Annotated in this window: 13 protein-coding genes; 4 read left to right on the forward strand and 9 right to left on the reverse strand. The window is 67.4% G+C overall.

The annotated features are described in order from the left end of the window. Positions 1-1425: a cysteine--tRNA ligase gene (gene cysS / locus C995_RS0110755; protein WP_018864941.1), complete on the reverse strand. Its 1425-nt coding sequence runs from the start codon at positions 1423-1425 to the stop codon at positions 1-3. After that, positions 1422-1865, reverse strand: coding sequence for a phosphoribosyl-AMP cyclohydrolase (hisI, locus tag C995_RS0110760; RefSeq protein WP_038081003.1), 444 nt, complete (start codon positions 1863-1865; stop codon positions 1422-1424). Before hisI ends, cysS begins: the two co-directional genes overlap by 4 nt. A 228-nt stretch (positions 1866-2093) precedes the next feature. Here hisI and C995_RS0110765 point away from each other — a divergent pair, with 228 nt between their 5' ends. Beyond that, the gene (locus C995_RS0110765) at positions 2094-3074 is read left to right on the forward strand and encodes a M14 family metallopeptidase (RefSeq protein WP_018864943.1); all 981 of its coding nucleotides are present in this window, start codon (positions 2094-2096) and stop codon (positions 3072-3074) included. 6 nt (positions 3075-3080) lie between these two features. Further along, positions 3081-3860 carry a sulfite exporter TauE/SafE family protein gene (locus tag C995_RS0110770; RefSeq protein WP_018864944.1) on the forward strand — a complete coding sequence of 260 codons (780 nt, stop codon included), beginning with the start codon at positions 3081-3083 and terminating at the stop codon, positions 3858-3860. Between the two features lie 122 nt (positions 3861-3982). Here the strand turns inward: C995_RS0110770 and C995_RS0110775 are convergent, their stop codons facing one another. From C995_RS0110775 to C995_RS0110785, 3 genes are all read right to left on the reverse strand, one after another. After that, positions 3983-5035 (reverse strand): GTP-binding protein, encoded by a 1053-nt coding sequence (locus tag C995_RS0110775; protein ID WP_018864945.1) that lies wholly within the window; start codon positions 5033-5035, stop codon positions 3983-3985. Between the two features lie 63 nt (positions 5036-5098). After that, positions 5099-6640 carry a S10 family peptidase gene (locus C995_RS0110780; protein WP_018864946.1) on the reverse strand — a complete coding sequence of 514 codons (1542 nt, stop codon included), beginning with the start codon at positions 6638-6640 and terminating at the stop codon, positions 5099-5101. Beyond that, a complete protein-coding gene (locus C995_RS0110785) occupies positions 6634-7389 on the reverse strand; it encodes an FKBP-type peptidyl-prolyl cis-trans isomerase (protein ID WP_018864947.1) in 756 nt (251 codons plus the stop codon). The genes C995_RS0110780 and C995_RS0110785 overlap by 7 nt, the downstream gene beginning before the upstream one ends. Before the next feature lie 193 nt (positions 7390-7582). Between C995_RS0110785 and C995_RS0110790 the strand changes: the two genes are divergently transcribed. Continuing rightward, positions 7583-8944: a sulfite oxidase gene (locus tag C995_RS0110790; RefSeq protein WP_026279073.1), complete on the forward strand. Its 1362-nt coding sequence runs from the start codon at positions 7583-7585 to the stop codon at positions 8942-8944. Positions 8945-9004: 60 nt separating this feature from the next. Further along, positions 9005-9328: a cytochrome c gene (locus C995_RS0110795; protein WP_018864949.1), complete on the forward strand. Its 324-nt coding sequence runs from the start codon at positions 9005-9007 to the stop codon at positions 9326-9328. A gap of 163 nt (positions 9329-9491) precedes the next feature. Here the strand turns inward: C995_RS0110795 and rlmKL are convergent, their stop codons facing one another. The 4 genes from rlmKL to C995_RS0110815 all read right to left on the reverse strand — a co-directional run bounded on the left by rlmKL (position 9492) and on the right by C995_RS0110815 (position 14042). After that, positions 9492-11696 (reverse strand): bifunctional 23S rRNA (guanine(2069)-N(7))-methyltransferase RlmK/23S rRNA (guanine(2445)-N(2))-methyltransferase RlmL, encoded by a 2205-nt coding sequence (gene rlmKL, locus C995_RS0110800; protein ID WP_018864950.1) that lies wholly within the window; start codon positions 11694-11696, stop codon positions 9492-9494. Between the two features lie 50 nt (positions 11697-11746). Then, positions 11747-12535 (reverse strand): ABC transporter permease, encoded by a 789-nt coding sequence (locus C995_RS0110805; RefSeq protein ID WP_018864951.1) that lies wholly within the window; start codon positions 12533-12535, stop codon positions 11747-11749. Then, positions 12535-13440 (reverse strand): ABC transporter ATP-binding protein, encoded by a 906-nt coding sequence (locus C995_RS0110810; protein ID WP_026279074.1) that lies wholly within the window; start codon positions 13438-13440, stop codon positions 12535-12537. The genes C995_RS0110805 and C995_RS0110810 overlap by 1 nt, the downstream gene beginning before the upstream one ends. A gap of 161 nt (positions 13441-13601) precedes the next feature. Then, complete coding sequence (locus C995_RS0110815; protein WP_018864953.1) at positions 13602-14042, reverse strand: DsrE family protein; 441 nt, start codon at positions 14040-14042, stop codon at positions 13602-13604. Positions 14043-14137: the final 95 nt, after the last annotated feature.

Consider the following 14137-nt stretch of genomic DNA (forward strand, 5'->3'; position numbering starts at 1 on the left):
TCAGGCGACGCTCCCGCTGCGCTGCCAGCGTGTCCCCTCCGGGGTGTCCTCGAGTTCGATCCCGCGGGCGGTGAGCTCGTCGCGGATGGCGTCGGCGGTGGCGAAGTCGCGGTTCTTGCGCGCGGCCTGCCGCGCAGCGATGCGTTCCTCTACCCAGGCGGCGAGTTCGTGGTCCTCGCTATCCCCCTGGAACCAGGCTGTCGGATCCTGCTGCAACAGCCCGAGCAGGCCGGCGCCGGCCATCAGCTCGCCTTTCAGGCGGGCGCGTTCGGCCGGGTCGCCAGCCGCGGTCAGGGCATCGGCCAGGCGGTGCAGGGCGGTAATGCCGCCGGGGGTGTTCAGGTCGGCCAGCAGGGCGGTCAACACCGGGGTATCGGCGGCGTCCACGGGTGCCGGTTCGATGTCGGCGTGGTCGCGCAGCACGCGGTAGAGCCCGTTCAGGGCATTGCGCGACTGGTTCAGCGTGTCCTCGGAGAAGTTCAGCGGCGCGCGGTAGTGGCGCGATAGCAGCGCCATGCGCAGCACCTCGCCCGGATAGGCCTGCAGCAGGTCATGCAGCAGCTGAAAGTTGCCCAGCGACTTGGACATCTTCTCGCCGTCGATGGTCACGTGCCCGTTGTGCACCCAGTAACGGGCGTAGTGCGTGCCGTGTTCGGCGCAGCCCTCCGCCGCGCAGCCCTGGGCGATTTCATTTTCGTGGTGGGGGAAGACGAGATCGTGCCCGCCGCCATGGATGTCGATCATCGCGCCCAGGTGGCTGCGGATCATCGCGGTACATTCGAGGTGCCAGCCGGGGCGGCCATAGCCCCAGGGGCTGTCCCAGCCCGGTTCGCCTTCGGCGGCCGGCTTCCACAGCACGAAGTCGCCGGGGTGGCGCTTGTAGCTGGCGACCTCGACCCGGGCGCCGGCCTGCATGTCTTCCAGCGTGCGCCCGGACAGCGCGCCATAGTCCGGGTAGGAGGTGACGTCGAACAGCACGTGCCCCTCGGCCGGGTAGGCATGGCCGCGCTCGATCAGGCGCTCGATCAGCTCGACCATCGGCTGGATGTGATCGGTGGCGCGCGGCTCGATAGTCGGCTCAAGCGTACCCAGTTCGGCGATGTCTTCGTGGAAGGCGCGGGTGAAGCGTTCGGTCAGCGTGGCGATCGGTTCGTTGTTCTCCGCCGCGGCCTTGTTGATCTTGTCGTCGACGTCGGTGATGTTGCGCGCGTAGATCACGTGTTCCGGGCCGTACAGCTCGCGCAGTACCCGAAACAGTACGTCGAATACCACCACTGGGCGGCCATTGCCCACATGCACCCGGTTGTAGACGGTGGGGCCGCAGACGTAGAGCGTGACGCGTTCGGGGTCCTGCGGACGAAAGGGCTCGTCGCGTCCGCCGAGCGTGTTGTGCAGGATCAGCTCGCGACCGGGGGCGGCACTCATTGCGGGTCGTCCTTTTGGCCGTACAGGGTCTCGGGGGCGATCTCCGGGTCGCTGGTGATCACGGCCTCGTCGTTGTCGATCTGCACGTAGAAGCAGCTGCGCCGGCCGGTGTGGCAGGCGGGGCCGGTCTGGTCGACCTTCAGCAGGATGGTGTCGCCGTCGCAGTCCAGGTGCAGGGACTGCAGCTGCTGCACCTGACCCGACTGTTCGCCCTTGCGCCACAGCGCCTGGCGCGAGCGTGAGTAGTAGCACACGCGCCCGGTGCGCAGGGTCTCGTCCAGCGCCTCGCGGTTCATCCAGGCCATCATCAGGACCTCGCCGCTGTCGAACTGCTGGGCGATCGCGGGGATCAGGCCGTCCGGGTTCAGCTTGAGTTTTTCCAGCACCTCGGCGGCTGGCTGGCGGGTGTTGCGCGAGGCTTTTTCGAGTGTCTTGAACATGTACGCCGGCATAGCGGAAACCAGCGCCAAGGGTACCATCCCGCGCCCGCCATGAGCAGACAAACATGGCAGACAAGTACCTGTTCGGGGCCTGTCCAGAGGCAGGTTTGCGTTTCCCGTATCCGGGTAATGCGCGAGCTGACAGGACAGCGTTCAGGTGCGTAGTCGCGCTCGCGGGTTGCGTGCGTACAATGGCGGGCTGATTCCCCGTTCGCCGGAGCTGTCGTTATGTCGTCCCAGCCGCATCCCACCGCCATGCGTTCCCTGACCTTCCACGGCCTGACCCCGGGGCCGCGGCTGATCGTGCTGGGCGCGGTGCATGGCAACGAGACCTGCGGCACGCAGGCGGCCGAACGGCTGCATGACGAACTGGAGGGCGGCGAGCGCCGCCTGCAGTGCGGGACGCTGACGCTGGTCCCGCGCACGAATCCGCTGGCCTTCCAGCTCGGGCAGCGCATGGGCGAGCGCAACCTGAACCGCAACCTGCGCGTGACCGAGGACCCGCAGGACTTCGAGGACCGCATTGCCAACGTACTGTGCCCGCTGCTGGCGGCGCACGACGTCCTGCTGGATCTGCACTCGTTTCATACCGGCGGCCAGCCGTTCATCATGCTCGGCCCGCGAAACAACGAGGGCGCACTGGAGGGCTTCGCCCGTGCCCGCGAGGAAGAGGCCCTGGCCGCCTGCCTGGGCCCGCGGCGCATGGTCGAGGGCTGGCTGGACACCTACGCGCGCGGGGTCGCCCGGCGCATGAAGAACCCGAACGCCAGTCACCGCGCACAGATGCTGTCCACCGACCCCAGCTACGGCATCGGCACCACCGAGTACATGCGCTCGCAAGGCGGCTACGGCGTGACGCTGGAATGCGGCCAGCACGATGACCCCCAGGCCCCGGTGGTGGCCTACAACGCGATCCTCAATACCCTGGCCCACCTCGGCATGATCGAGGCCCCGGCCACGCCCGGGCAGGACGACCCGGAGGTCCTGCGCCTGGTCGAGGTGATCGACCGCGACCACCCCGATGACCGGTTCGTGCGCGAGTGGAAGAGCTTCGATCCCCTGCATGAGGGTGACGTGATCGGTGTTCGCGCGGACGGGACCGAGGTGAAGGCCCCGGCCGACGGCTTCATCGTGTTTCCCAACCCCAACTCGCTGCCGGGCAACGAGTGGTTCTATCGCGCCGAGTTCAGTGACCGCCGCGTGATCTGACGCCCCGTGGAGTTCGCCTTCTCCGGCGTTGCCGCATGGCTGCTTGCCGCCGGGTTCTTCGCCGGTGCGCTGAATGCCCTGGCCGGGGGCGGCAGCTTTCTCACCCTCCCGGCCCTGATGGCCGTGGGTGTCCCGCCGGTGGCGGCTAATGCCACTGGGACCGCCGCATTGCTGCCCGGGTACGCGGCCAGCCTGCTGGTCGATCACCGGCGCCTGCGCACCCTCTGGCGGGATCTGGGCATCCGCCTGCTGGTGCTGTTCCTGGTCGTGGGTGTGCTGGGCGGGGCGCTGGGTGCGGCCCTGCTCCTGCTGACGGGGGACGCGCGTTTTCGGGCCTTCATCCCCTGGCTGCTGTTGTTGGCGACCCTGCTGTTCGCGCTGGGTCCGTGGCTGCAGCGCCGTGCGGCCCATGCGGCCCACCCGGCGCTGGCCCGGGTGGCGGGCGCGGGGCTTGGCTGCGTCTACGGTGGCTATTTCAACGGCGGGGTCGGCATCCTGCTGCTGGCGATCCTGCGGGGCCAGGGGATGGCCGACCTGGCACAGGCCAATGCCCTGAAGAACCTGCTCTCCACGGTGCTGACGCTGATTGCCGTCGTGGTCTTTGTCGTGGGTGGACAGGTGGTTGCGACCGGGCTGCTGGCCGTCGGGGCCGGGGCCATTCTCGGCGCCCGGGTCGGGATTGCGCTACTGGGGGTGCTGCCCGAACCGCGGTACCGGCATCTGGTCACGCTGGTGGGGGCCGGCACCACGGTGCTGTTCTTCGTCGATCCGGGCTGGCTGGGGTAGTGGTTCGGCGTGGGTTTGATGCAATTCGCGGGGCTCATTGCATCCTACGGTTATCCTGGAGGCGCGCGTAGGATGCGATGAGCGTAGCGAATCGCATCGTTTGCCCAGGCCATCCCTGAGGCTTATTGCGTGGTGTGCTGAGGATTGGTGCGAGCCTGTTGCAGGGCGTGGTCGAGCGTGTCCAGTGCCTGGGCGTCGGTCTCCGGCAGGATGGCCTCGATGCGGGGACGGGTCCCGGCGGCGGGCGCTTTCATGGTCTCAAGCCCTCCCTCGCCGTCCACGCGGTTGACGCGCTGCCAGCCCTGATCGGTCAGCACAAGACCCTTGAGGCGTTCTCCGGTGAAGCCGCTCACCAGTGCCTCCAGCGCCGCGTGGTCGAGCGCCTGTCCTTCGGGTAGCAGCCAGCTGCGGCCCAGATAGCCATCGCCGCGGGTGTCGATGGTCACGGGCTCGTCCCCGTGCTCGTGTGGCGCATGATCGTGCCCATGGTCGTGATCGTGGGCATGATCGTGCTGGCCACCGGCGGACAGAAAGGCCCGGGCCTCCGGGAACAGGGCCCCGCCGCGTTCCAGCCGGGGGCGGTCCAGCCACGCCGATTCAACATGCCCCTGGGTCGTCTCGACCACCAGCGGGCGTGGCGGCGGCATGGCGGCGACAAACGCCTGCAGGGCCTCGCGGTCGGCCTCGCTGTAGAGATCGGCCTTGTTGGCCAGCAGTACATCGGCCAGTGCGATCTGGTCGTTCCAGTTCGGGTGTTCGCGATGGCGGGGCGAGGACAGGTGGCGGGCATCCATGACCGTGATGGTCGCGCGCAGGTCCAGCACGCCGTCGTAGGGGGTCTGGGTGAGGGTGCGGATGATCTCCGCCGGGTGCCCGAGCCCGGTGGGCTCGATCAGGATGCGGTCCGGGTGCTGCGAGCGGATCAGCCGGTTCAGGCCGACGGTGAACATCTGCGCGGAGACGCAGCAAAGGCAGCCCCCGGGGATCTCCTCCAGCGCGACGCCGGTATCCGCGAGCAGGCCGCCGTCCACCCCGATCTCGCCGAACTCGTTGACCAGCACGGCCCAGTGCTCGCCCTCGGGGCGCAGCGCGAGCAGCTGGCGGATGGTGGTGGTCTTGCCCACCCCGAGAAAGCCGGTAACCAGGTGGGTGGGGATGTCGTGGTGGGTGGTCATGCGGTGTTGGCCAGGTTGGCGGGCGGACCCGGGCAGCGGGCCCGCCACGCGATTGGTTTCGGTTCAGTCGTCGGCGCGCAGTTCGCCCTGATAGAACGCCTCGGCGTCGTCGAACAGGGCCTCGTTGGTGTCCGCCCGCATGTACAGCATGTGCCCGCCCGGGTAGGCGCGCGGGATGATGCGCGAGTCGGCCTCGTCGCCGGCGGCGAACGCGATCTGGCCCAGCAGCCACTCGGTGGTGAAGTAGGGCGTGATCAGATCCGCCTCGCCATGCACGCTGAAGATCCGGAAGTCGCGGTTGAGCGACAGGGCAGTGGCCAGCTCGTCCATTGCAGTGAAGTGCCCCTCGCGGCCGCTGGCCTCCCAGTCCCAGGCGCGAAACACGTCGCGGCTGAGCAGGCGGTACTGGTGCCCGTGTTCCCAGTCCAGGGTGTTGCGCAGGTGATCCAGCATCGCGGTGGACAGCGGGGCGGTCAGGCCGTCCAGGATGGCATCCGCCTGCGGCCGGATTTGCGTGGGCACCGGGTCGACGTTGTCGATGCCGCCGTCGTACAGGCTGACCAGTCGGCCTTCGTCCATCAGCAGGCCGCGCTGGGTCATGTCCAGCGTGATGCGCCCGCGCGTGGCCTTCAGGCGGTCGCGCGACAGCCCTGTGAAGCGGGCGACCTGGTCGATCCAGTCGTCGTCGATCTGCCCGGGGTGGATCAGGCCCTGCAGGTAGTCGCCCAGGGCGAAGGCCTCGGCCTCTGACAGGCTGGGCGGGTTGTCGCCCAGACGGCCCTGTGCCTTCGCGGCGGCGGTGATCGCCGGCAGGCTCAGGGCCCAGCCGATCGGGCGCGCGGTACCGTGTTCCAGCATGCCGTAATCCAGTGCGGGCGAGATCAGCACCGTGCCGCTCAGGCTGATGCCGGAGCCCTTGGCGATGCGTGCCGGCAGCGCCGCGGCACGGTAGCCCCCGTAGCTCTCGCCCGCCAGGTACACCGCGTCGCCGCGCCGGCCGTGTTCATCGAGCCAGCGCTCCAGCGTCTCTTCCATCGCGGCCAGGTCGCCATCACGGGAGTAGTACTGATCCGCTTCGCCTCCCATCACGCGCGAGAAGCCGGTCCCGACCGGGTCGATGAAGACCAGATCGGTGAAGGCCAGCCAGGTCTTGGGATTGTCGACCAGCCGGGGCGGGGTGGAGGTGGCCAGACCCTTGTCGTCGGTCTCCAGCACCCGCGGGCCCAGGCCGCCCACGTTCAGGTAGGCCGAGGCCGCGCCGGGGCCACCGTTGACCATGAAGGTGACCGGGCGGTCGTGGTCGCTGTCCACCGTGTAGCTGACGGTGAAGACCCGGGCATCGGGTTCGTCCAGCGACTCGCCCAGCGGGACATAGCCGACCGTGGCCTGGTACTCGAGCGCGCTGCCGTCGAGCAACTCCAGCGAGTGCTCGGTGGTCACGGGATCGGGCAGGGGGGGCGTCGGTTCGGTCTCGTCCGCCAGCAGGGGGGCGGACATCCCGGGACCGATCAGCAGGCCGAGCGCCAGCCCGTAGAGCGGGCCGGCGACGGTGCGTGGTGCAGATGTGAGTTTGAGCGGGCGTCGTTCCGGCGCCGTTATCAGCATTGAGCGGTCTCCTCGTGATCGGGGCAGTCATGGCGTACGACACGATCGTCGTCCAGCCATTCCATGATCCCGTCGGTCACGTTGTAGATCTTGTCGTAGTCGAGCCCCTCCGCCAGGGCCTGGGCGAGCGCGCTGGTGCGGTTGCCCACGCGGCAGATCAGGATGACCTCGTCGTCGGAGTCGACCAGCGCGGTGAACTGGCTGCCGAACTCGGGATTGAGGCTGCCGTCTTCCTCGAACGCGGTGATGCGATGGCTGCCCTCCACCACGCCGGTCTCGGCCCATTCGTCCGGGCGGCGGATGTCGACGATGGTCACCCCGTCGTCCAGCTTCTCGGCCAGGCCCTCGTTGTCCAGGCCGGTGAACGGGGCGCGCTCGACCTCGACGACCTCGATCTCGAAACGCAGGGTGGCATTCGGCGGGATGATATTGCCGGCGCCGCGTTCGCCGTAGGCCAGTTCCGGAGGAATGATGGCCTCACGCTTGCCGCCCTCGCGCATGCCCTTCACTGCCTGCTCGAAGCCGGGGATCGTCTGGCCGGAGCCGATCGTTACGGACAGGGGCTGGCCGTCCCGGCTGGAATCGAACTCGGAGCCGTCTTCTTCGAGTCGCCCGACATAATGCACCTTGGCGGAGTCGTGCCGGACCAGCTCCGGTCCTTCTCCTTCTTCGATGTCGCGAATCTCGATGCTATCGGCCAGGGCGAAGGCCGGGGTCAGGAACAGGGCGAACAGAAACCACGCTTTCATCATTTTATCCTTATAAATTGCAAGTGTTTGTTTTGCATGCTGGCTTTTACCAGACCAGAAAACTCCTTCCAAAATTCCTTGGAAAAACTTTGAAATTGATTTGAACCTGATCTAAATGATTCAGGGATCCCTGAGTCGACAAGGCCTTGTTGAGGGGATCTTGACCGCAAGGATCCGTGTGATGGAGGAGCATATGACCAGGAAACAAGAAAACCAATTCTGGGATCGCCTGCGAGGCGTAACGGAAGACGCCGGGGCGGACCCCCAGACCCTCGAGATCTTTGACGAAGCCGTCTCCCGGCGTCGTTTCATGGGTCGCATGGGCGTGGGTGGCGCTGCCCTGACGCTGTTCGGCTTTGGTGCCGGCACCGACGCCGCGATGCGCGGCCTGTTCGGGCGTGGCCTGATCCCGGCCGCCTGGGCCGACGAGGCGAACGGCCTCGAGGACGAGCAGGCGAAGTCCGCGATGTCGGACGCCAGTAAGGAGGACGGCCTGATCGTCCATAACGATCGCCCGCTGAACGTCGAGACCCCGCCGCATCTGCTGGAAGACGAGGTTACCCCGGCCAGCCGTCATTTCATCCGCAACAACGACCTGATCCCGCAGCAGGCACTGGATCGCGACCCGAATGGCTGGTCGCTGAAAATCGACGGCGAGGTGCACGACGAGCTCGAGATCGGCCTCGACGACCTGAAGAGCATGGACAGCAAGGACCTGGTCCTGCACATCGAGTGTGGCGGCAACGGCCGCGCCAACTTCGATCCGCAGCCTCGCGGCAACCCCTGGAACCGCGGTGCGGTGGGCAACGCCAAGTGGACCGGCGTGCCGCTGAAGGACATCCTTGAGCGGGCCGGTGTGAAGGACAGCGCCGTGTACACCGCGCACGAGGGCTACGAGCCGATCCTCGGCGACCGCGGCCCGTTCTCCCGCGGCGTGCCGATCGACAAGGCGATGGAAGAGCACACCATCGTCGCCTATGCGATGAACGGCGAGGACATCCCCGCGACCCACGGCTTCCCGGTGCGTCTGGTGGTGCCGGGCTGGTACGGCTCCTGTTCGCACAAGTGGCTGAACAAGATCACCCTGCGCGATCAGGAACACGACGGTCGTGGCATGACCGGTTATTCCTACCGCATGCCGAAGTACCCGGTGGCCCCGGGCGAGCGCCCGCCGGAAGAGGACATGAAGGTCGGCGGCCCGTGGCTGATCAAGTCCGTGATTACCGGTCCGAAGAAGGACACCGGTCTGGAGCGCGGCGAGACCGTCAAGGTTACCGGCCATGCCTGGGCGGGCGAGGACGAGGTCGCGGAAGTCTGGATCTCCACCGACTTTGGTCTCAACTGGGAAAAGGCCGATCTCAAGGGCGACCCGGTCAACAAGTACGCCTGGGTGCACTTCGAGAAGGAGCTGTCCTTCGAGAACCGCGGCTACTACGAGATCTGGGCCCGGGCCGTGGACGACAAGGGCAATACCCAGCCCATCGTCCAGCCGTGGAACCCGCGTGGCTACGACGGCAACATCGTCCACAAGATCCCGGTTACGGTCGCCGCGTGACAAACCTCCATGCCCGGGGCATCATTGCCCCGGGTTTCTTTTGAGTAGAACGGAGTACGCATGAAGCGTTTTGTAATGCTGTCGCTACTGGGGTTGGCGTTCGCGGCCCTGGCTTCGCCCGTTGTTGCCGAGGAGGCGATCTCCGAGGAAGAACAACAAGCCCAGGAAGAGAAGGCCGACGAGGTCTCGGCGACCAAGGAATTGTTCGAACAAACCTGTGCGGCCTGCCACGGTATCCGTCAGGCGACCAACCAGAACCTGTCGCGCGATGACTGGAACTGGGTCATGGACGACATGGAAGACTACGGCATGACCTGGCTCACCGACGAGCAGCGTGACGACATCGTGGACTTCCTGGTGGAGAACTACGGTTACGGTGATTAGGCCGTACAGGACCGCTTCGCGGTCAGAAGCAGTACTTCCAGGCGCCCCTCGGGGCGCCTTTTTTATGTCTTGGGCTGTTCGCCGCGCTGCAATCCGTGGCCCGATTTTTGGACTGACTGGTGGCTCCTTCCGGGCGCGATGTGCGTCCTGGTGCCTTGCGGCCTCAGATCGGCGTGTGCGAGATGGACCAGCAGCGATGGGGCGGAGGTGGGCGGCGGAAGTCCTCGTCCAGCGTCTCGCGAGTGATCTCGCGGACTTCCAGGCCCGCGAGGGACTCGGTGTCGAGTTCGAAGCGGCGGCGATTGGTCGAGAAGTACAGGATCCCGTCCTCGGTCAGCAGGCGCGCGGCATCGCGGATCAGTTCGACATGGTCGCGTTGCACTTCGAAGTCGGCCTCGGTGCGTTTCGAGTTCGAGAAGGTCGGGGGATCGAGGAAGATTCGCTCGAAGCGCAGCGCCGGGTCTTCAGCGGCCTCCCGCACCCAGGTGATGCAGTCGGCGCGCAGCAGGGCGTGGGTATCCGGCCGACGCCGACTGCGCCCGTCGCGCACCGTGGCCTCGAAGCCGTTGGCCGCGAGGTTGTCGGCGGCCCAGTCGAGGTAGGTATTGGACAGGTCCACCGAGACGGTCTGGCGGGCACCCCCCACGGCGGCATGGGCACTGACCGCGGCGGTGTAGCAGAACAGGTTCAGCAACCGCAGTCCCCTGCATTCTTCCTGCAGGCGGCGCCGCATCGGGCGGTGGTCCAGGAACAGGCCGCTGTCCAGGTAGGCATCCAGCTCCACCTTGAGCCGGCAGCCGTGTTCCTCGACCCAGAAGGGGGCGGCTTGTGCGGTCTCGGCGCGCTGGTACTGCGAGCGACCCTTCTGAGCGCGCCGCTGTTTGTAGTGCAGATGAGCGGGATCGACGCCGGTGACCTCCAGGGTCGCGGCCAGCGCCCCGCGCAAGCGTGCCTCGGCGCGCGCGGGTTCGACCGACGCCGGGGCGGCGAACTCCTGCAGGTGCAGGTGCACGGAGCCGTCGGTGGCCTGGTAGCGGTCGATCAGCAGGGGATATTCGTCCAGGTCCGCGCTGTAGATGCGGTAGCAGGTCACGCCCTGGCGCCGCGCCCAGCGATCCAGGTGCTTCAGATTCTTGCGCAGGCGGTTGGCGAACTCGGGTGCCGGGGGGGGCGCCTCGGCCTGTCCCTCGCGGGCATGGATGTCGAACTCCAGGAGCTGGCAGTCGATCGGGCCGTTGTGTACGCGGTACTTGCGCGTGGCCCGCAGCCCGAGGCGGCGCGAGTCGGTCGTGTCCGCGACCAGCAGGGCCACCTGCCAGCCGCCAAAGGCCTGTTTCAGGTGCTCGCCCAGCAGGCTGTAGAGCTTGATCAGCTCGGGCTGGTCGCCAATGCGTTCGCCATAGGGCGGGTTGCTGATCAGCAGCCCGTTCGGTGCGGGGGGCGTGAGGGTCAGCACGTCGGCGACCTCGAACCGGGTGCAGGCGGCGACCCCGGCGGCGTGGGCCGCCTTGCGCGCGGCCTGGACTGCCCGCGGGTCGCGATCCGAGCCGAGAAGCACTGGACCTGGCCAGGGACGAACCGCCGCCCGGGCCTCGTCGACGCAGTGCTGCCACAGCGTGGGGTCGTGCCCGGCCCAGCCCTGCGGGCGGAAGTCCTGGCGCAGCAGCCCGGGGGCGGTGTGCGTCGCGATCAGGGCCGCCTCGATCACCAGGGTGCCGCTGCCGCAGAACGGGTCCAGCAGCTGCGCCTGTTCCGGGACGTCCTCGACGCGTGTCGGCCAGCCGGCGCGGGCGAGCAGGGCGGCGGCGAGGTTCTCGCGCAGCGGGGCGGCCCCGCCAGCGCCGCGATACCCGCGCCGGTGCAGGCCGCCGTTGCCGATATCCACGGAGAGCCGTGCGTGATCGCCCTGCAGCTGCAACAGGATGCGCACGTCCGGGTGTTTCGGGTCCACGTCCGGGCGGGCGCCGGTTGCCTCGCGGAAGGCATCGGCCACCGCGTCCTTGATGCGTACCCCGGCGAAGTGGGTATGGCGGATGTGGCGGCTCTTGCCGCCGACCTCGACCGCGAAGGTCGCGCCGGGATCGAGCAGCGCGGGCCAGTCGATCGCGCGGGCGGCGGTGTAGCAGCCGTCGCCGTCCGGCTGCTCGAAGCGCGCCAGCGGCAACAGGATGCGGCTGGCGATGCGGCTGCCCAGCAGTACGCGGTACAGCGTCTCGAGATCAGCCGAAAAGTGCACCGCGCCGCCTTCCTCGCGCACGTCGGTGGCGCCGAGTGCGCCCAGTTCCTCGGCCAGCAGGGGGCCGAGCCCGCGGGCGACTGTGGCGCGGTATTCCTGCGGGGTGCTGGGATCGTTCTCGGGCGTGGCCATGCGGTGTCTTCCTGGGGAGGGGGCCTATCTTGCCACAGCCGCCGTTGCGGTCAGCGCAGCAGGCGGCGTCGAATCAGCGCGGTCGCCAGGATGATGGCCGCCGCACCGTAGCCCACGATCACCGCCAGGTGCGGCCAGACGCTGGTCGGCCAGCTGCCGGTCATCAGCGGGCGCACGATCTCGACCACGTGCGCCAGCGGCAGGGCCAGCGCCAGGGTCTGCACCCAGTCGGGCAGCTCCTGCAGCGGGAAGAACACCCCGGATAGCAGGAGCATCGGGGTCACCGCGAGGGTGAAGTAGTACAGGAAGAAGTCGTAGCTGCGCGCCAGCGCGGTGATGACCAGGGCGAGCGCGCCGAAGGTGAACGCGGCGAGGAAGATCACCGGCAAGGCGAGCAGGGCGCGAGCGTCGCTCACCAGCCCCAGGACTGCGGCGACGACGAGGATGGTGGTGGCACTGATCAGGCCCTTGCTGGCGGCCCATATCGCCTCGGCGAAAACGATGTCGTCCAGCGTCAGCGGTGTGGCCAGCATTCCGAGCCAGGTGTTCTGCTCCGCCATGCGCGTGTAGGCGGAATACATGCCCTCGAAGCTCGCGGTGAACATCGCCGAGGAGCAGATGATCCCGGAGGCGATGAACACCATGTAGCTCATGCCGTCGAGGTCACCCACCAGGCGGCCGAAGCCGTAGCCGAAGGCCAGCAGGTAGAGGATCGGCTCGCCGAAGTTGCCGAGCATCGACGGCACCAGCAGCTTGCGCCAGACCAGCAGGTTGCGCCGCCAGACCGCGACGAAGCGCAGGCTGGGGCGGGGGAGCCAGGTCGAGGTCGGGTCGGGCATCAGTCGCGCAGCTCGTGACCGGTGAGTTTCAGGAACACGTCTTCCAGGTCCGCCTCGCGCAGGGTCGGCTCGAGGCCGCGCGCGCGCAGGCGTTCGCGCAGCCGGTCCGGTTCGGCCGTATACACGAGCCAGGTGTCCGCTACCTGGTGGGCGCGATCGCGGGGGCCGATCTCCTGCTCGATCGCGGTGCCGGCATCGGGCCCGCCGACTGTGAGTACCCAGGGTTCGATGTGCTCGGCGATCAGGCGGCTGGGGGCATCACAGGCGATGATGCGGCCGTGGTCGATGATCGCGATGCGATCGCACAGCTCCTGGGCCTCTTCCATGTAATGCGTGGTCAGCACCAGGGTGACGCCGGAGGCGCGCAGCTGCCGGAGTTGGCGCCAGAGGTGGTGGCGCGCCTGTGGGTCCAGCCCGGTGGTCGGCTCGTCGAGGACGACGACCTCGGGTTCGTTGATCAGGGCGCGTGCGAGGGTCAGCCGGCGCTTCATGCCGCCGGACAGGGCATTGATGCGCGCGCCGCGCTTGTCGTTCAGGTTGACCTGCTCCAGCAGGTGATCGATGCGTGCCTGGACCGTTGCGCCGGAGAGACCGAAATACGCGGCATAGGTGCGCATGTTCTCGATAACGGTGAAGTCCGGGTCCAGGGTGTCGAATTGCGGCACGATGCCCAGGCGCTTGCGCACCTCACGCTCGCCCTCCGGCATCGGCAGGCCCAGTACCTCCACCTGCCCGCCGTCGATCGGGGTCAGTCCCAGCAACATGCGCAGGGTCGTCGTCTTGCCCGCGCCGTTGGGTCCCAGCAGCCCGAAGAATTCGCCGCGCGGGATCTCCAGGTTCACGCCATCGACAACGGCTGTGTCGTCGTATCGTTTGCACAGGGACTGGATGCGGATTGCGGGCAAGCAGGCGGTTCGCGGAAGAAAGGAGTGCATACCTTACCGGTTTGCCGCGGATAGCCCAATATGATTCGCGCGTACTCCGGGGTTCTGACGCGGGCACAAAAAAGGCCCGGCAGCTGCCGGGCCTTCAGACGACAAACGTGCGTGTGATGGCAGGTGTCGTTTTACGGGCGCAGGTAGACGAAGCCCTGTTGCTGCAGATGGGCGATCTCGGCCACGCCACTCGGGACGATATCGTCCTCGGAGGCATCGTAGAGCTCGTCGGCGATGCTGATGTTGCCGCGGGTCACGGTGACGTTGCAGATGTTGAAATCAACACCCTGAAGCTTCAGTTCGTCGATGCGGCCGGCCAGGTCATCGTTCTCCTTGGCAGTGCGCAGAAGGCCCAGGCCGGGGCCATGCATGACCACGCGGATGTCCATCTTGTCGGCGCCCACAGCATTGATGTGGTTCTGGATATTGCCCATGGCGGCCATGTGGCGGTCCATGTCGTTGTAGTTCACGTGGTAGACCACCTTTTGGTCGCCGTATTCGGCCAGCGCGGTCGCCGGGGCGATCAGCAGAAAGGAGACCAGAGCCAGGGCGATAATATGCAGGTGCTTCATGACGCGTTTTCCTCGTTAAAGGTCCCGGTTGGGATTTTCCTTTTGTTTTGCAGCCGGTGCTTCCCTTTGGGGCTGCTTGGTCCGGCTTTGATATG

Source organism: Thioalkalivibrio sp. ARh3, from assembly GCF_000377265.1.
In the GTDB taxonomy this organism is placed as follows: domain Bacteria; phylum Pseudomonadota; class Gammaproteobacteria; order Ectothiorhodospirales; family Ectothiorhodospiraceae; genus Thioalkalivibrio; species Thioalkalivibrio thiocyanoxidans.

What these genes read in the sequence shown, in the direction of transcription:
- cysS (WP_018864941.1), bottom strand. Translation starts at nt 1,425, where the DNA reads ATGAGTGCCGCCCCCGGTCGCGAGCTGATCCTGCACAACACGCTCGGC.
- C995_RS0110805 (WP_018864951.1), bottom strand. Translation starts at nt 12,535, where the DNA reads ATGCCCGACCCGACCTCGACCTGGCTCCCCCGCCCCAGCCTGCGCTTC.
- C995_RS0110790 (WP_026279073.1), top strand. Translation starts at nt 7,583, where the DNA reads ATGACCAGGAAACAAGAAAACCAATTCTGGGATCGCCTGCGAGGCGTA.
- C995_RS0110765 (WP_018864943.1), top strand. Translation starts at nt 2,094, where the DNA reads ATGTCGTCCCAGCCGCATCCCACCGCCATGCGTTCCCTGACCTTCCAC.
- C995_RS0110785 (WP_018864947.1), bottom strand. Translation starts at nt 7,389, where the DNA reads ATGAAAGCGTGGTTTCTGTTCGCCCTGTTCCTGACCCCGGCCTTCGCC.
- C995_RS0110775 (WP_018864945.1), bottom strand. Translation starts at nt 5,035, where the DNA reads ATGACCACCCACCACGACATCCCCACCCACCTGGTTACCGGCTTTCTC.
- C995_RS0110780 (WP_018864946.1), bottom strand. Translation starts at nt 6,640, where the DNA reads ATGCTGATAACGGCGCCGGAACGACGCCCGCTCAAACTCACATCTGCA.
- hisI (WP_038081003.1), bottom strand. Translation starts at nt 1,865, where the DNA reads ATGTTCAAGACACTCGAAAAAGCCTCGCGCAACACCCGCCAGCCAGCC.
- rlmKL (WP_018864950.1), bottom strand. Translation starts at nt 11,696, where the DNA reads ATGGCCACGCCCGAGAACGATCCCAGCACCCCGCAGGAATACCGCGCC.
- C995_RS0110815 (WP_018864953.1), bottom strand. Translation starts at nt 14,042, where the DNA reads ATGAAGCACCTGCATATTATCGCCCTGGCTCTGGTCTCCTTTCTGCTG.
- C995_RS0110795 (WP_018864949.1), top strand. Translation starts at nt 9,005, where the DNA reads ATGAAGCGTTTTGTAATGCTGTCGCTACTGGGGTTGGCGTTCGCGGCC.